13 protein-coding genes and 7 pseudogenes are annotated in these 15,801 nt (G+C 69.2%); 7 read left to right on the top strand and 13 right to left on the bottom strand.

Annotated features, from left to right (window positions below; all coding sequences use genetic code 11):
• Positions 1 to 184 precede the first annotated feature (184 nt).
• A pseudogene (locus ACFVTC_RS37300) lies at positions 185 to 328 on the top strand (transposase); the annotation flags it as partial.
• A 173-nt stretch (positions 329 to 501) separates the two neighbouring features.
• Here the strand turns inward: ACFVTC_RS37300 and ACFVTC_RS37295 are convergent.
• From ACFVTC_RS37295 to ACFVTC_RS37280, 4 genes and pseudogenes are all read right to left on the bottom strand, one after another.
• Positions 502 to 690 (bottom strand): hypothetical protein, encoded by a 189-nt coding sequence (locus ACFVTC_RS37295; RefSeq protein WP_390133394.1) that lies wholly within the window; start codon positions 688 to 690, stop codon positions 502 to 504.
• A gap of 25 nt (positions 691 to 715) precedes the next feature.
• Positions 716 to 1,018, bottom strand: a pseudogene (locus tag ACFVTC_RS37290) (transposase); the annotation flags it as partial.
• 113 nt (positions 1,019 to 1,131) lie between these two features.
• Positions 1,132 to 1,971 carry a hypothetical protein gene (locus ACFVTC_RS37285; RefSeq protein WP_390133374.1) on the bottom strand — a complete coding sequence of 280 codons (840 nt, stop codon included), beginning with the start codon at positions 1,969 to 1,971 and terminating at the stop codon, positions 1,132 to 1,134.
• A gap of 401 nt (positions 1,972 to 2,372) precedes the next feature.
• Complete coding sequence (locus tag ACFVTC_RS37280; protein ID WP_390133372.1) at positions 2,373 to 2,663, bottom strand: hypothetical protein; 291 nt, start codon at positions 2,661 to 2,663, stop codon at positions 2,373 to 2,375.
• Between the two features lie 131 nt (positions 2,664 to 2,794).
• Between ACFVTC_RS37280 and ACFVTC_RS37275 the strand changes: the two are divergent.
• Positions 2,795 to 2,875, top strand: a pseudogene (locus ACFVTC_RS37275) (IS5/IS1182 family transposase); the annotation flags it as partial.
• 466 nt (positions 2,876 to 3,341) lie between these two features.
• Here the strand turns inward: ACFVTC_RS37275 and ACFVTC_RS37270 are convergent.
• From ACFVTC_RS37270 to ACFVTC_RS37260, 3 genes are all read right to left on the bottom strand, one after another.
• Positions 3,342 to 3,545: a DUF6243 family protein gene (locus ACFVTC_RS37270; RefSeq protein WP_390133370.1), complete on the bottom strand. Its 204-nt coding sequence runs from the start codon at positions 3,543 to 3,545 to the stop codon at positions 3,342 to 3,344.
• A gap of 320 nt (positions 3,546 to 3,865) precedes the next feature.
• Complete coding sequence (locus ACFVTC_RS37265) at positions 3,866 to 5,083, bottom strand: hypothetical protein (protein WP_390133368.1); 1,218 nt, start codon at positions 5,081 to 5,083, stop codon at positions 3,866 to 3,868.
• Positions 5,084 to 5,105: 22 nt separating this feature from the next.
• On the bottom strand, positions 5,106 to 5,414 hold the full coding sequence (locus tag ACFVTC_RS37260) for a putative dsRNA-binding protein (protein ID WP_390133366.1): 309 nt from the start codon (positions 5,412 to 5,414) through the stop codon (positions 5,106 to 5,108).
• 1,462 nt (positions 5,415 to 6,876) lie between these two features.
• Here ACFVTC_RS37260 and ACFVTC_RS37255 point away from each other — a divergent pair.
• The 4 genes and pseudogenes from ACFVTC_RS37255 to ACFVTC_RS37240 form a co-directional block, all read left to right on the top strand.
• Positions 6,877 to 6,991: pseudogene (locus tag ACFVTC_RS37255) on the top strand (site-specific DNA-methyltransferase); the annotation flags it as partial.
• Positions 6,992 to 7,509: 518 nt separating this feature from the next.
• Positions 7,510 to 7,905, top strand: coding sequence for a DUF732 domain-containing protein (locus tag ACFVTC_RS37250; protein ID WP_390133364.1), 396 nt, complete (start codon positions 7,510 to 7,512; stop codon positions 7,903 to 7,905).
• Positions 7,844 to 8,368 (top strand): hypothetical protein, encoded by a 525-nt coding sequence (locus ACFVTC_RS37245; RefSeq protein ID WP_390133362.1) that lies wholly within the window; start codon positions 7,844 to 7,846, stop codon positions 8,366 to 8,368. Before ACFVTC_RS37250 ends, ACFVTC_RS37245 begins: the two co-directional genes overlap by 62 nt.
• A 100-nt stretch (positions 8,369 to 8,468) precedes the next feature.
• A pseudogene (locus ACFVTC_RS37240) lies at positions 8,469 to 8,742 on the top strand (carbonic anhydrase); the annotation flags it as partial.
• Between the two features lie 100 nt (positions 8,743 to 8,842).
• On the opposite strand, the pseudogene ACFVTC_RS37235 reads toward ACFVTC_RS37240, so the two are convergent.
• The 6 genes and pseudogenes from ACFVTC_RS37235 to ACFVTC_RS37210 form a co-directional block, all read right to left on the bottom strand.
• Positions 8,843 to 9,149: pseudogene (locus ACFVTC_RS37235) on the bottom strand (hypothetical protein).
• A gap of 79 nt (positions 9,150 to 9,228) precedes the next feature.
• Positions 9,229 to 10,090: pseudogene (locus tag ACFVTC_RS37230) on the bottom strand (IS5 family transposase).
• Between the two features lie 42 nt (positions 10,091 to 10,132).
• Positions 10,133 to 11,296 carry a homoserine O-acetyltransferase gene (locus tag ACFVTC_RS37225; RefSeq protein ID WP_390133392.1) on the bottom strand — a complete coding sequence of 388 codons (1,164 nt, stop codon included), beginning with the start codon at positions 11,294 to 11,296 and terminating at the stop codon, positions 10,133 to 10,135.
• Positions 11,293 to 12,654: a bifunctional o-acetylhomoserine/o-acetylserine sulfhydrylase gene (locus tag ACFVTC_RS37220; protein ID WP_390133360.1), complete on the bottom strand. Its 1,362-nt coding sequence runs from the start codon at positions 12,652 to 12,654 to the stop codon at positions 11,293 to 11,295. The genes ACFVTC_RS37225 and ACFVTC_RS37220 overlap by 4 nt, the downstream gene beginning before the upstream one ends.
• A gap of 1,784 nt (positions 12,655 to 14,438) precedes the next feature.
• Complete coding sequence (locus ACFVTC_RS37215; RefSeq protein WP_390133357.1) at positions 14,439 to 14,813, bottom strand: fic family toxin-antitoxin system, toxin component; 375 nt, start codon at positions 14,811 to 14,813, stop codon at positions 14,439 to 14,441.
• The gene (locus ACFVTC_RS37210) at positions 14,810 to 15,046 is read right to left on the bottom strand and encodes a plasmid mobilization protein (RefSeq protein ID WP_390133355.1); all 237 of its coding nucleotides are present in this window, start codon (positions 15,044 to 15,046) and stop codon (positions 14,810 to 14,812) included. Before ACFVTC_RS37210 ends, ACFVTC_RS37215 begins: the two co-directional genes overlap by 4 nt.
• 105 nt (positions 15,047 to 15,151) lie before the next feature.
• Between ACFVTC_RS37210 and ACFVTC_RS37205 the strand changes: the two genes are divergently transcribed.
• The gene (locus ACFVTC_RS37205; protein WP_390133352.1) at positions 15,152 to 15,685 is read left to right on the top strand and encodes a transposase; all 534 of its coding nucleotides are present in this window, start codon (positions 15,152 to 15,154) and stop codon (positions 15,683 to 15,685) included.
• Positions 15,686 to 15,801: the final 116 nt, after the last annotated feature.

Here is a 15,801-nt window from a genome sequence, read left to right as displayed (position 1 = left end):
CCATCGCCACCTTGGTATCCGACCGCAGCATCACCACCTGACGGGCGCCATGAGCAGGACAAGCACGGCCCACGCGCTATCACGCACCAACTCGTAAGACCGTGTCCTACATGGTCAGTTGGCGTTGTGCTGGGGTATGGGGAGTGGACGGTGGGGATGGATTATTCCGGACGGCTTGTAGGAGCTGGCAGAGCCGCTGTTGCCGCCGGCCCGAGTTCGCCCGCTGGGCGGCGGGGTGGCGAGCATCGATGATGAGGCGGTGTTTGCCGCGGTCATCTACGTATTGGTCAGCGGCTGTGCATGGCGGGCGTTGCCACCCTGCTTCGGAGGGCCGTTGACTCCAGCCGGGCCTCCGCGGCAGGGTTGGAGTGCCGACCGATGCACACGATCCGCGACACCTGGCACTGGTAGACAGGCGACGGGCGCCCCGTGAGCCACCCGCGGTGGGCGGAACACGGGATCACGCCGGAGAAGGAGGCGAAGATCCTCGCCTCGCTGTGATCAGCTCTCGATCGCCAAGAGCCCGACGTGCGGGCCTATCCGGTGCGGCGGGGACACCCGGTTGAAGTCCTCGATCCGTTCCCGCAGCGCCGTGGGAACCTGCGCACCGTGGTACTGGGGCCGGGTCAGGTGGTGTCCGATGCGGGCCGTGCGGACGACGATGCCGGTCTGACGGTGCTCTGCTGGCACGTCCCAGATCGGACGAACCAGCCCGGTCCCGCGGCACCGCGATCTCGATCGGACCCGACTCGGTGATCACCGTCTTGGACCGGTGCCCGTTGGGGTAGTTGTCCCGACCGCCCCCGGCCCACTCACCGGGCTCGGGGCCCAGATGGTCGGTGAGCTCGCGCTCCAGCGCCCGCTTGGCCAGCTGCTGCAGCAAGCCGCCCTCTCCGGTGAGCTTCACCCCACCGGCCTGAGCCCGGGCCACCAGCTCGGCGACCAGTCCGTCGTCCACGGCGCTGGTCCCACTCACAGCGGCCTTCCCGGCCTCGGTGCCACTCGCCACGTCAGTCATCAACTGTTGTTTCCAGCAAGGAAGTTACATCACTCACCGTACAGAGCCCGTTCCGCCGGGACCCGTTGGCCGCCCCGGCCGACGTATACGGGGCGGCCGGGGCGGCGGTCAGGTCACTTGTTCAGCGTGCAGGTGGCGAGCGCGTCCAGGCCCTGCGGCTTGGCGGCGGTGCGGCCGATGGCCGTCGCGATCCGGTTGATAGTGGCGACGCGCTTGTCCTTGAGGGGGCCGAGGATGGCGTTCTGGACGAAGTTGGGGCCGCCCTGGCCGACGGTATCGACGAGCCGCTTGTTGGCCTCGGCGATCTGGGTGTTCAGCAGGGCGAGATTCCGGTCGACCTCGGCCTTCGCGGAGGCCGGGACCGCGGGCAGGCTCGGGGCGACCGCCGGGCAGTTCACCGTGTTCACAGCGGCGGCGCCGCTTCCGGCGGCGGCCCCGCCCGCCTGCCCGCCGGCCGTCGCACCCGGGGCGGCGGACGCGGTGGCGGTGCCGCCGGCGGCCGCCCCTCCCGCGGTGATCAGGGAGCAGGTGGCGAGCGCGTCCAGGCCCTGCGGCTTGGCGGCGGTGCGGCCGATGGCCGTCGCGATCCGGTTGATAGTGGCGACGCGCTTGTCCTTGAGGGGGCCGAGGATGGCGTTCTGGACGAAGTTGGGGCCGCCCTGGCCGACGGTATCGACGAGCCGCTTGTTGGCCTCGGCGATCTGGGTGTTCAGCAGGGCGAGATTCCGGTCGACCTCGGCCTTCTCGGAGGCCGGGACCGCGGGCAGGCTCGGGGCGACCGCCGGGCAGTTCACCGTGTTCGCAGCGGCCTTCGTCGTGGCGTTCTGGGCGTTGTTGTGCGTCTCGCCCGCCAGCGCGCTGCCGGCGATCACCGCCGCGGACAGCACCACGGCGGAGGCTCCGCCGATCATTACGACGCGCCGCTTGTTGTACTTCGGAAGAGCCCTGGACATGCGGAATCCTCACTCGGGTCGGGGGTGGACCACCATCCGGCGTTCGACCGGTCGGCCAATGTCCGTGTGCCTGCCGTGCATGAACGCGGCGCCTGCGTTCAGCGGGAGATACGCGGAAACGATTACGAGTGTTCAACCCTCCGTGAAGATTCGTCCGCCCAGCGCACTGGCGCGGTTGGCGGCGACTAAGGGCTGTCCCGTAATCCCTGGCGGGCGCACGACTACAGCTACGGCACCTCGCCGCGTTGTCGGATCGCCCTGATACGCCCAGCATGAGGACGACCCTCCGCCTTGCGATGCACCGCATCTGACGCCGCGCGCTGATCCACCGGGGATTACGGGACAGCCCTTAGCCATGACACTGATGCAGCTCGCCCCCGGTGCCACCAGTCAGCGCGAGCTCACGATCGCAACGAGTCTCGATCCCCGGCAACTCGTCGCGATCCGGAACGAGGTGGGGACGCCCTGGCCTCGCCAAGCGACGGCGCGATCCAGCCAACCGGCGCTGCCACATCGTCGAGACCACCTCCGCCGGCACCACCGACCTCGAACGCGTCGACGAGGCCGCGCGCGAGCTCTTCGGCGACCTCACTGAAGCCGAAAGAACCCTCCTGCGCGGCCTGTTGGATCGGATCGTCGTAGACACGGCCGACCACGACTGCGGCGCGGAGTGGCGCCTCCCTCTCGATCACGGAACCCGGCTTTCGGAACGCTGAAGTTCTCCGACTGAACGCCGCAGTGTTCACCCTGATCCGGCGAGCTCATCATGAGTGGTGTGACGCGCAGGACGACGAATATGGGCGCCCTCTCCATATCCCCGGCCGGCGCGCACCACGCCTACGTCACAGCTGTCACCGGCCTCCCCGCCGACCGTGCACCGGGGCTGCTGAAGACCCTGGCCGAGGGTCGAGCAGTTGCGCCGCCCCGATGTTGCGGTCCCCCGGCCCTACCCGCCGCGCGGCCGCCCGGGTGAGCGGGCGGGCCTGCCGGACGGCGTCGCTCACCTGGTAGTCGCCAGAGTCGTCCGTCCTGGAGAGGCGTGCGGGGCAGACGCAAGTGAGACGCCAGTTGAGGTCCCGTCGATAGCGTGCCGAAGGCGTGCGGGTGCGTCGTGCCCGCATCCGGGCTGGTGTCTTCGAGTGGGAGGACGGCGAATACCCACTGCCCGATATGTCTTGGCCTGAACGTGCTGCCCGGCGGGACGTGACGGGGCTACTGAATCTGCGGCTGCCCCGGTTGGTCGGCTGAGACGCGGGTGCTCGGCCGAGAGCTGAGCGGGGCAGGCCGCGCCCGGTACGGCAGCAGGGCCCGGACCACGTGTCGCGGTCCGGGCCTTGCCCCGTGCGGTGCCGCCCTGCGGTGGCGGTGCCTCAGCGCTGTACGGTGTTGTCGCCCATCTGCCCGGCGCCCTCGGCTGCCTTCTCGCGCATTTTGCGCACCAGCTCCGCCTTCTGGTCGGCGGCACCCTGGCGGTCGAGGTTGCGGTGCGGACCGTTGTTCTGCCGTTCGGCGCGGGACAGCTTCTTGCGCTGGCCGCCGCCCATGCCCACGGGGTTGTTGATGTTCTTGCTCACGGGTTCTCCCGGAATGTTGTGAAGTGATCTACGGATTCATCGGTGGGGGACGGGCACGGCGACGTCGAAGGACGTCAGCAGGGGCTCATCACGCTCTCACTCGTAAATCGGCGTCTGGAAGAACATGAGCAAGACGTTACCTGGTCCCGACGGCTCCGCATACCAAGTTTTTCGCCGTCCCGGCGTCGGCCGGGCCTTCGGTGAGCGCTAAGGGGCAGCCGTTTCCTTCCAGAGCCAGCGGGGCTCTGCAGCGCCAATCCTGTCACGCCCTTGCCACGCTGAAGGAGAGCGAAGAACGTGGCCCGGCTCGGGTTGCGGGCTCACGAATACGGCTGCTTGTCCTGTGCTTCCGCAGACCCGTCGGCAACTTGCTCAATGAGCCGTCGCCGGTCCTTCGGCCCGGAAGCGTAGGCGTCCATGCCTGCGGCGGCCAAGGGATGAAGTGGATCTGTCTCGAGATCGCCGTGCAGGCGCAGCCGTACCTGGTCGTCACCGACCAGACAGTCAGTGTACGAAAGGGCGTGCAACAGAAGGCGGGCGGAATCATCGCAAGCCGCCCGGACGTCCGCCTTGTCGAGGCCGAGCCAGACGTGCAGCGTGCCGTCCTGAACCGTCAGCTCGACGTCGATGCGGGTATCGGCCGCCTCGGCAGCTTCGCCGCCCCACTTCAGGGTCTCGTCCAGCGCGCCGAGGTAGATGGGGGGCGGGCGGAAGATCTCCTGACGCATGTCTCGCGGACCGTGACGCCGGTGGTCAGGGGCCTGATCGCGCCACCAGTCCTGATCGACGTCGCGAACGGAGGCGGCCTGCGGCCTGCTGCTCAGCGCTCGTCGTACGGCGTCCGCCGCGTTTCGCCGAACCACGCTCGCGACGTCTGATCCAGGTTCGGCAGCCATACGGCGTAGGAGCGATCCAGGCCCGAGTCGGGTGTCGTCGAGGACCTTCGGGTACAGCTCGCGCAGGGCGTCCGGTACGGCTGTGCCGCCCGGCCCGAGGAGCTGGCGGATGCGTTCTGCCCAGGCAAACGCCTCGGTGTCGCCGGTGGTGAGGAAGTCGGTGCCGAGGTCGCCGCGGGCGAGCATGCGGGCGCGCTGCCTTTCCGTCGGCTGGTCGAGGCCATCGAGTTGGGCGCGCAGGAGGAAGGCGAGCAGGTCCCGTTCCGGGGCGGGGAGATCGTCGACGGCACCGTTGACGGGGGTGGCGAGGATGTCGAGGACGGCCTCGGCGGTCGCCCTCTTCGCCTCCGGCTTCCCGGGGGTTCCGGGCAGACGCTGGGTCCACCGGTGCACGCAGCCTCGAGCGTCCCGCAGCCTGATCGTGGCGGTGAAGCTCTTCAAGTGGTCCGGCCCCGAGACGTCGTACGTGTAATCGTGGTCGATCCCGTATGTGGTGGCCATGGTGGCGAGGATGGTCACCGGGTCGTGCTGGTGTTCCAAGGCGGCGAGCCAGTCGTCGAGGACGGCGCGCCGGCGCCTGAGCAGCCGAGGCCCGTGGATGCGCCAAGCCGCGGCGACGACCGCCTGGATGGCGTCCGACACCGCTGTGCGGCTCTGTCCGCTCTCACCGCGGCTCGTCAGCCAGTGCTGGTGCCGCCGCCCGCGCCGCCTTCTTGGACTGGCCGGTGCCTCCCGTCATGCGGCCGGTTCCGGTACGGACAGTGGCACGGAAGACCTTGCGGTGGTCAGGGCCCTCCTCGTCGTAGTCGTAGGTCAGTCCTTCCCTATGGAAAGCCGTATGCGCCAGAGTGACGGGATCGGCTCCCGTCTCCGCGGACGGCCGGTCAAGGTCGGGCCACACGGAGGCGACCAGCCTCTGGGCGATGTCGTGCTCGCCACAAAGACTGAGCACGCCGAGGATCTGCCGGGCCACTCCTTCGAAGACGGACCTGGCGGGCTGCTGCGCCTCCCCCGCGCCATGCGCACCAGCCCCTGCTTAGCAGCCCACGCGCCGAGCGCAGGGTCGGCGGGCCACACGACGCCGGGCGTGTTCGCTCGACTGTTCGCCCACCTTCCGAGGGGTCGCCCACGCGCGTAGGCGTCGAGCAGAACCACGTCGAGCGCGGTGGCACCGAGCCCGTCGAGCAGACCGAGCTCTCGCAGAGATGACTGCGGTGTTCGGCGGCCAGGCCGAGCCAGGCAGTGACTTCGAGGCCGGCGTCCCATCCGCGCACGGCCTTCGCCACGATCTCGCGGACCTCTTGCCCGTACGTGCCCACCAGCGACACGGGCGGCTCGCACAGCGCCGGGTACGTGACGTCGTGGACGCCAAGCCGCCGTTCGGCGCGGGTAGTAGGGCCGGACCGGCTCGGGCGACGGACGCTGTCCGGCCGCGCGGGCTTCAGAGGGTGTGGTCCGGACCCGGCGGGTGGACGCCGGGCACTCGTGGGCAGGACGCGAGACGGTGCGCCGAGGCCCCGCCTGCGCGTTCCGCCCGCCGGTCGGCGATGTGCCATACCTGCCCTCCAGAAGGTCCTGGAGTTCGTTGGTGAGCCAGGAGGGCAGTCCGGTCGGGGGGTGGCCGCCGTCGAAGAAGTCGCCGGCCAGGTCGACGCAGTACGCGTACCGCTTCCACTCGTGGTGGCGCGCGTGTTCCTGACCGCGCGTGCGCAGCGCCGACCGCATCCGTGCGTACGACACCGTCTGGCCGGCCAGCTGGTACGACGTCCAGTTCCGCGCGGCATCGATGGCGAGCGCGATGCGGTGCACGGGTCTCGCCGGCGCGGTCTCGCGCAGCCACACGATGCCGACCCCGCGGGTCATAGCCCTCCCCCTGCCGGGTGACACAGCTCTGCCCGGCCACGCGCTCCCGGGTAGCGTCGGTGCGCTGACCCGGTGCTTGCGTACGGGCGGCGGCCTGCCCTCGGTCCTGCTGTCCCCTCCTCCCGCCGCTCCTCACGACCCGGTGATCACGGCGGCACCGGCCCGTCAGCGTAGGCCGCCGGACGCGAGTTCGAGAAGGGTTACATCGCGGGCAAGGGGTGAAGCCGGTGGCCCCACCACCCGCCGCTACTGGTGCCGTCCGCCGCTCCACCACCAGCAGACACGGACAGCAAGACGGGCCGCCCCCCACTCGCAAAGGGGGCGGCCCGGTGGAGAGGCGTCGGCGGGACGACAGCTCCGCGGTGCGCTATCAACGTACCGGCCCCGACGCTACACACGAAGAGGAGCAGCGCAGACAGAATTAAGACGATTTGCAACTGCTGAAAAAGCCCACCCGGGCACCTTTGCCTTGATCACCAACGGGCACTCCTGGAAAAGCCCCGCCAGGGGCCGGGCACCGACTCGCTCGCGAAACGGCGTATGCGACCGCGCGAGAGGCACCCCCTACGCCGACCTGGACACTCCGTCAAGGCGACGCACTAACCGTTCTCCCCACCCTCACTGAGCCCCGTCGACGCCGTCATCTGCGACCCGCCGTACAACAGCGGCGGCCGCACCAAGACCGAGCCGCACCGCCCCGGTCGTCCACCGGGGATCGAACAGTCCGGAACCTACGCCGCCGCGACCCGTGAACGCCTCACCGGCATCGCCCCGCACGCCGCCTCCTAGGCCAGACGAGTGAACGCGGCCCGCGCTGGGCCAGGGCGCCCTGGCGCGCTGCCATGCTGATCGTCCCCCGCATGAGGCGGTCCGGCGTTGCGCATGCGCTGGACCGCTGCGAGGGGAAAGCCTCGAGGACTCCCACTGAGGGGCGACGCACAGGGATAGGGAAGTCCAACCCCTGCCCACGGGCCGCAGGGCCGGCGGGCTCCGCAAGCCTCAAAAGCGGTCTCTGTCGCCCCGTCCGCCGAAAGCCGAAGCCCCGCAACCAACGGGGCTTCGGCGCGCCTGGCTCCCGACCGGGTTCCAGCGCTGCTCGGGGCGCACGGCCCCAGGGGTCGAACAGCCGCGATGCGGTCGAACGCACCGTCACGGATCCGTCATACCGCGGACCTCCACATGCCATGGCACCGAGCATCGCCCACATGAAGCACCCGCTCACCGCCGCAGCCACCCTGCTGCTCGCCACCCTCACCGCCTGCTCCGCCGCCGACACCACCAGCACCGACGACACCCCGGCCAAGGCGCACAAACAGGCCGCCGACGCCTCCCAGGCCGCAATGGCGCAGGCCCGCCAATTCGCCTACCTCCTCACCGTCCGCAAAAAGGTCCCCGCCCTCGCCGACACGTCAGACAAGCGGCTCCTCGAAGTGGGGAACGAGACCTGCGACTCGATCGACAAAGGCACGTCCGTACTCGAGATCGCGGCCACTCACCAGACCGCGCTCGGTATCACCTCGGACGACAGCGGATACGTCGTTGGCGCAGCCATCAACGGCTTCTGCCCCGAACACCTCGACGAGATCGGCGCCGCCCCCTGATCGGAAGAAACCCGCTCGCACCCGGCACATACGGCCGTACTGGCGGCAAGTCCGACGCGCAGTCCTCAACCTGATCTACGCCCTCTCAGAGGTCTCCCAGCTCGTCCACGGGACCGCATGGGCGCGGGACACCGAGTTCGAGGTCTGGCGCCTCCTTCACGAAGAGAACGGCCACTGGGGACAGACCGGCCCCGCCGCGCTGGAACAGCCCCTCGAATGCGTCCACGCCTGGCGCCGCAACACACTGACGTGCTGGATCGTCCTGGACCAGGAGACCGGCCGTCCCCGCCCGATCGACATCCAGTCGTGGCTCACCCTGTACGCGCAATGGGCCGCGGCCCGGCGCGACACCCCCGCGGTCATGGTCGACTGGCTGCGGAAAAAGATGGCAGAGGTCGAACGGCTCGCCGGAGCGCACCGGCATCCCTGCGACTCCTGGGAGTTCGACCATACCGTCGAGTAGATCCGCGACCTCTACAACGCCGGCACCGTCGCCTCCGTCGGCAAGGAAGACCCGACCGGCTACCACATGGCCCGTCACGACCCAGCGGCCGTAAGGGTCCGGCCGTGTGCCCGCCGGTTTCCTCCGTGACGTGGTCGAGCGTGTGACCCCGAGTGTGCTGGCGGCTCGCGCCGCCGGCGCGAGCAGCCTGAGGAGATCCTGGACGAGCACGTAAGGCACACCGTCGATCTGCTGCTGGAATGCTCCCGCGTGCTGGCCATGCGAGTGTCCGCCGGCCGACTGCCGTGGTGGGTATGTCCTACCCCCTGGCCGACGCCAGTGCACAACTGGTCGCTTCCCATGGCCTGAGCAGGGCTACTGCCCCCACGCGGTGAAACCCGCTGCCGGCCACCCGGTGGTCAGTGCTGCTGGAGCCCGGGGACCGAGCAGCACGGGAGCAGGCCGCAGGGGTTCGACGCCCGGGTGGGGTCGGGGTTAGCGAGCGCTGATGCTGCGGGCGGCCATCCAGATGGTGAGGTCGCCGGTGATGTCGTTGATGCTGCTTGCCGTGGTGACCTCGTGCTCGTTGCAGGTGGTGTCGCGTCGGACGACCTCGTAACCGCCTTCGTCCAGGACGGCCACCGAGGTGAACCAGACGCGGTCGTCCTCGTCGGGCTGGATGACGCCGAAGGTGTTGTCGGAGTTGCTGAGGTCGCTGATCATCATGAACAGCAACCTCCTCGGACGGGTCGCCGATACGGTCGCCGTTCTCGCTGTCGGTGCCGTAGTACCGAGCCCCAATCGCTGGCCTCTCCCTTCGCCCTGCTCAACCCGACCGCGGTCAGCATGGCAGGGGCGGGTGTCCCTCCGGCAGGTCACAGCTATTCGCCGATCACGGCGACCAGCACCGTGGCCTCGAAGCGGACCGCGAGCTTGTCGAACCGCGTGGCCACCGCCCGGTTGCGCTTGAGCCGGTTGACCCCGCACTCCACCGCGTGACGGGCTTGTAATCCTCACCGTCGAAGGCCGGAGGCCGGCCGCCGGCCTTCCCGCGTCGCTTGCGGTGGCCGACCTGGTCGGCCGGCTCCGGGGTCGTGCACCGGATCCCGCGCTTTCGCAGATAGGCCCGGTTGGCGCGCGACGAATATGCCTTGTCATCCCGCACTCGCAACGGACGAATACGAGGACGGCCTGGGCCGACGTGGGGAACCCGTATGGCTTCCAAGACGGCGGTGAACTGGGGGCTGTTACCACGCTGTCCGGCCGTGACCAGCACGGACAGTGGACGCTGGTCCTGCTCGCATGCGAGATGGATCTTGGTCGTGAAGCCGCCGCGGGACCGTCCGAGGCCGTGGTCCTCGGGCTCGGGACGGGTTCCGCCAGGCGGTTCCTCCTTGGCTTGGCCGTCGCGGCGGGCGCCCGCGGCATGTTGATGGGCCCGGCAGATCGTAGAGTCGACGTTGCCTCCCAGGTGATGAGCCCGGCCGCGTCCGCCTGGCTCTGGAGTCTGCCCAGCAGCAGCGGCCAGATGCCGTCGCGCTGCCAGCGGCGGAAGAGTCCGTAGACGGTCTGCCAAGGCCCGTCCTCCTGCGGCAGATCCCGCCACGGAGCACCAGTTCGTACCCGCCACCGGATCCCGTCGATCAACCTTCGTCGGCCGGCCGGAGGCCGACCCACCAGCGCCACTGGCAGCAACGGCTCCAGCTTCGTCCACTGCTCGTCAGAAAGATCCCCTCGCCCCACACGGAGATCATCACGGAGCGAGGCGAGGCACAGGACCCACGTCTAAAACACGCTCTGGTCGACGAGTTCGCGAACGAGTGCGGCGACTTGTTCTACTTCGATGAGGAACCCGTCGTGACCGGAAGGGGATTCGACCACCCGGACGTGATCCGCCGTAGGGATTCCGGCCGCCAACTCCGCTTGCTGGGAGAGCGGATAGAGGCGGTCCGAGTCGACGCCTGCGACCAGAGTTTTGGCCGTCACACGGCTCAGCGCGGCGCTTGTCCCACCTCGGCCGCGGCCGACGTCATGACTGTTCATGGCCTCTGCGAGAGTGACGTAGCTGCCGGCGTCGAAGCGGCGCACGAGCTTGGCGGCGTGGTGGTCGAGGTAGGACTCGACCTGGTAGCGGCCGCCGGTCCAGGGATCTTCCGTGCCCTGCGGCGCGCGGCTGAAGCGGACTTGGAGCTCTGGTTCGCTGCGGTAGGTGACGTGGGCGAGGCGGCGAGCCAGGCCGAGTCCCGCGTGCGGGCCGAGTCCCGGACCGGCGCCGTGGTAGTCGCCGCCACGCCAGTGAGGGTCGCTGCGGATGGCGTGGAGCTGGATATTCGCCCAGGCGATCTGCTCCGCGCTTGCCGCGGCCGTCGTGGCGAGCAGCAGGAGCGCCTGCGTCCGTTCCGGATGGGAGACGGCCCATTCCAGTGCTCTCATGCCGCCCATCGACCCGCCGACGACCAGTGCCCAGCGGTCGATGCCCAGCGTGTCGGCCAGGTCCGCCTCGGCAGCCACTTGGTCACGCTGTGTAACAAATGGGAAGTTGCCACCCCAGTAGTGTCCATCCGGTGTGAGGGACGCCGGGCCTGTGCTGCCCTGGCAGCCCCCCAGCACGTTGGGAGCGACGACGAACCACCGGTCGGTGTTCAGCGCGAGACCGGTGCCGATGAGACCGTCCCACCAGCCGGGGGTGGGATGCCCGGGTTCTGCCGGTCCGGCGGCATGGCTGTCCCCGGTGAGCGCGTGGAGCACGAGTACGGCGTTGGACCGGTCCGGTGCCAGCCGCCCCCAGGTTTCGAACGCGATCCGAACGCCGGGCAGTTCACCTCCTGCCTCCAGCGGCAGCGGGTTCTCTCGTATGTGCCATTGGCGGCGCCCCGGAGGGTCCCCCTCGCGCCAGGCGCCGGAGGCCGGCGGGAGGGGGACCTCGGTGGTCGCAAGTACGGTGTTCAGGACGCGCCCTTCGCCGCGCGGAATCCTGCCTCCAGGTCCGCCTTGAGGTCGGCGAGGTTCTCGATGCCGACCGACAGGCGGACCAGGCCTGGTGAGGTGCCGGTTGCTGCCGACTGTGCCTCGTCCAGCTGGCTGTGGGTGGTGGACGCCGGATGGATGATCAGACTACGTACGTCGCCGATGTTGGCGAGATGGCTGAATAGTTCTACCGCGTCGACGAATCGCTTACCCGCCTCGACGCCGTCCCGCAGTTCGAAGGCCAGCACCGCGCCGGCACCGCGGGGCAGGTAGCGCTGACCTGCCTCGTACCATCGGTTGGACTCCAGGCCCGGGTAGTGGACGGCGGCGACTTCGTCGCGCTGCTCCAGCCATTCGGCGAGGGCCTGGGCGTTGGCGGAGTGCCGTTCGATGCGCAGGCTGAGTGTCTCCACACCCTGCAGCAGAAGGAAGGCTGAGTGCGGGGAGAGGGCCGGTCCGAGGTCGCGGAGCAGTTGCACGCGCAGTTTGATGGCGAAGGCGCCCGGGCCCAGGGCGGGCCAGTACTGCAAGCCGTGATAGCTGGGGTCCGGTTCGCTGAAGTCGGGGAAGCGGTCGGCGTGCGCGCCGAAGTCGAAGGTGCCGCCGTCGACGACGACGCCGGCAATGGTGGTGCCATGTCCGCCGAGGAACTTGGTGGCGGAGTGGACGACGATGTCGGCGCCGTGCTCGATGGGCCGCAGCAGATACGGGGTGGGCACGGTGTTGTCCACGATCAGTGGGATGCCGGCGGTGTGCGCGACGTCGGCCACCGCTCGTACGTCGAGCACATTGCCACGCGGGTTGCCGAGTGTTTCGGCGAACAGAGCCTTCGTGTTCGGCCGGATCGCTGCTCGCCAGGCTTCGAGGTCGTCCGGGTCGTCGACGAAGGACACCTCGATGCCGAATTTGGGCAGGGTGTGACGGAAGAGGTTGTAGGTACCGCCGTACAGGGAGGTGCTGGAGACGATGTGGTCGCCCGCGCTCGCCAGAGTAAGGATGGCGAGGGTTTCCGCGGCCTGCCCGGAAGCCAGGGCCACCGCGGCGACGCCACCTTCGAGCGCCGAGATTCGCTGCTCAAGGACGTCCTGGGTGGGGTTGTGGATACGGGTGTAGATGTTGCCCGGCTCGGCCAGCGAGAACAGGTCGGCGGCGTGCTGGGTGTCGCGGAAGACGAACGAGGTGGTCTGGTAGATGGGCACCGCCCTCGCTCCCGTTGTCGGATCCGGCGCGGCGCCGGCGTGGATCTGCTTGGTCTCGAACGACCAGGCGGAGGTGTCGGGTCCGGCTGGTTCGTCCCCGGCGGTGTGGCCGGCGGTGACGGAGTCGATCGGCTGGCTCATGGTTCTCCCTTGTGCGGGGTGTTCGGGGTGCGTGAAGAGACCGCGCGGCTGCCGTCCGGGCCGGAAGAGGGCAGGCCGGAGGAGGGCGTTGCACGATGGCGCAGAGCGCGCGGGAGGTGAAGAGAGGGGGTCAGATGCCGGAGCGCGGCGTCAGCTCGCGGCGGAACAACCCGTGGTGGTGACACGCACGTAGTCAACGTGGCGGCGGGTCACAAGCACGGTCATGTGCCCAGGTAACCACAGATGGTGACGGCGCACCAGCACGACTTGGGGACCACGCGCCGTCTCCAGCTTCCTGCTTGTCGGCCGCCACGGCTGCTGTGTCACCCGCCGTGGCGCTCGGTGAACGCACCTGCACGTGCTTTCTTCCGGCCATGGAGACGATGCCCAGGCCACGCAGTGTCGGTGCACCTCTGCCAAACGGGCAGGCTTACAGCCCGTGCACCTCGCCTGTGCTTTTCTGGCCGTGTGGCCGAGGCGATCGGGGAGGGCTGCTGGGGATTCCTTCCCCCACGCCTCTGAGTGACGTGACGCCCCGCCGAGGGCGGCGAACACGTTGCCCGCAGCGGCGACGAGGGCGACGCTGAACAGGGCGTCGGAGACCTGGAGGGCGGCGGAGTTGACGCCAGCCTCGCAGCGCAGCGAGAGCTTGAAGAGTATGACGCCCAGGAGGCGATGACCAGGCCCGCGCCCAGGCCGCCCACGGCCCACGCAGCGGCCGCGCTGCAGGCGGGTTCCGGGTAGGGCCGTCGCACGTGGGCGAGCCCTTGACCCAACGCTTGAGCGAACGAGTTGTTCTCGCTTTGAGTTCACCCCTTGGGAGCGGTGAACATCGCGATAGAGATCGCGATACCCAACACAGCCGACGCCCTGAACTGGGCGGGCATCCACCAAAGCACCTACGGCGAGTGCAACCGCGAAAGCTCGGGCGGCGTAGTGGTCAACCTGAAAGTCGGGAGCGACGTCCGCGAGAACGGGAGGCCTCGGGGAGGCGTCGCTCACCGCCGCCTGCGCGCCGGAGACCTTGCCGGTGACCAAGACAGGGACGCCGTGGCGTACCTGAAGGCACTGGTCGCCCCGCTCACCCGATCCGCCGCCCGCCGGCCGCGGACACGATGGACGGGACCGACGCCTCAGCTGCCCGGACTGGCGGCCCAGACGCCCCCCGCTGCTTCGGGACCCGGGGGGAAGGCGAGGACGCCGGCGCTGGTCGGGTCGGATCCGGAAATCCGGGCGCCGGGATGCCTCCTGGAGTAAGCCGTCCACCGGGCCCGAACAGTCGGCGAGATGCCCGAGAACGTGCTGGCCGCCGTCCCGGGCGTCCCTTGCCGCGCACGCCGGCCAGGAGGCGATGGCCAGCGCGATCGGGTCCGGCCTGACTCTGGTCGCGCCTCGGCCGACGGCTGCCGTGCTTGCCGCCCGTGACGGAGCTGCCTGGGACACGGGAGGAAGTCGTGTGGGCTGATGAATCCGCACCAGGCAGCTGCTGCACTACCCGCAATCCTGTCACGGGCAGCGAGGAATACTCCTGGCTGGCGGGCAGCGGCAGGCGTGCCGTGCCTCGTTGTTTGGTACGGGGGTCGGGGCCGCGCCGAGCGAGCTGGTCCGTCCCGTGTGCCCCCATCCGTAGCGGTGCCCTGTCCAACCCGGGGCGCTTCCAGTCGTGCATAGTCGTCGGCCCACTCCGCTCTGGACGGCTGCGCGCAGCCCCTGACTCACTTGGCCTGGCTCACTGCGCCGGAAGGCGCGTGGTTGAGGTCAGTCCGTGAGGGTGCTGCCTCGGCTCACCGGGTGATCCACGTTTTGATCTCGGAGGCGATGCTCCGTACGTCCAAGCCGTCGCGGCTGACACGGGCCGCGAGGCCGGCGGCCTGCTTGGGCTGGACGTCCAGGATCTCGCCACTGACCGAGAGGTAGGAGGCGGCGACGACCGCGCTGAAGAGTTCGTTGGAGTGGTCAAGGGCCGGGCAGCGGATGAGCTGGTGCATGAGCGCCGCTGCCCGGTGGTGGGGTTCGGTGTAGACGGGCGTGTCCATGACCATGTCGGCGTGCCGTGCGGCCGCGGCCGCGAGTGTGCCGAAGTCGGAGACGTCCGGGTCTCCGGGGATGTGCCGGTGCGCAAGGTCGAGGAGCCAGGCGCGGTCGATGCGGACGATCACGCGGCGGCCGCCGACCCACGGTTGGCGGCCGGGCTTCCGAACTCTTCGGTGAAGGCGTCTTCGAAGGCGTCTGCGAAATGCGCGCCGGCATGGAGAAAGCGGTGCCGCAGGTCGTTGGACTCGTCGGCAAGCACTTGCTTGGCGTACTCCTGCACGGACAGGCCTGCGGCCTCGGCGCGCTCTGCGATTTCGGCATGGACCTCGTCGGGCACCCGTACATTGATTTGCTTCATATCAGGGAGCGTAGCGGCCTGTACCGGGTGCTACAACCCGTTTTGGAGAATGACGGCTTGGGGCCGCCTGGTATGGGTGTGGAGGTGACGTGATGCAGCCAAGCTGTGGAACCGCGTCACGTCACCCGTCGGTCACCGATCCCCAGCAGCCAAGGAGGACGATGTCGGCTGCGGGCGCCCTCGGTGACGTCGGGTTGGCTGTGCGTGAGGGCAGCAGGGGCAACGACGACAGCGGCACCCGCCGAGCTAGCCAGGCAGAGGTCACCCCATTCAGCGCGCACACCCCGACGTGGGTCCCGGTCCGAGAAGAGCGCCAGACACCCGGGGGTGCCGGCCCTCAAAGCGATCTATGCAGCCCCGACCGAACAGACCGCCGAACAGGCCCTCGACCACTTCGAGGCGTCTGACCTGGGGCAACGCTACCCGGCGATCGTCCGGACCTGGCGGTCGGCCTGGCCGGAGTTCACGCCCTACCTGGAGTTCCCGCCGGCTATAGGGACGGTGGTCTACTCCACGAACATGGTCGAGTCGATCAATTCCCGACTCCGCAAGGCCTCCCGCAACCGCGGCCATTTCAGCAGATCAACCCCAAAGCGCGCGACGCGAACCACGTCGCGACACACTGGAAAGAGGCACTGAACCAGTTCTCACTGTTCTTCGAGGACCGGCTCAGCATCCAACGACACCAACCGACTTACACAAGATTGCTTATACGTCCCCAGCCGGGACCGACACCGGCTGGGGCTGCTCGTGTA

The sequence above is a fragment of the Streptomyces sp. NPDC057950 genome (genome assembly GCF_042887295.1).
Classification (GTDB): Bacteria; Actinomycetota; Actinomycetes; order Streptomycetales; family Streptomycetaceae; genus Streptomyces; species Streptomyces kaempferi.
This window is presented reverse-complemented; position numbering and strand designations above follow the sequence as displayed.

Coding starts and splice junctions, on each gene's coding strand:
- ACFVTC_RS37285 (WP_390133374.1), bottom strand. CDS start 1,971: ATGTCCAGGGCTCTTCCGAAGTACAACAAGCGGCGCGTCGTAATGATC.
- ACFVTC_RS37250 (WP_390133364.1), top strand. CDS start 7,510: ATGAAGCACCCGCTCACCGCCGCAGCCACCCTGCTGCTCGCCACCCTC.
- ACFVTC_RS37220 (WP_390133360.1), bottom strand. CDS start 12,654: ATGAGCCAGCCGATCGACTCCGTCACCGCCGGCCACACCGCCGGGGAC.
- ACFVTC_RS37210 (WP_390133355.1), bottom strand. CDS start 15,046: ATGAAGCAAATCAATGTACGGGTGCCCGACGAGGTCCATGCCGAAATC.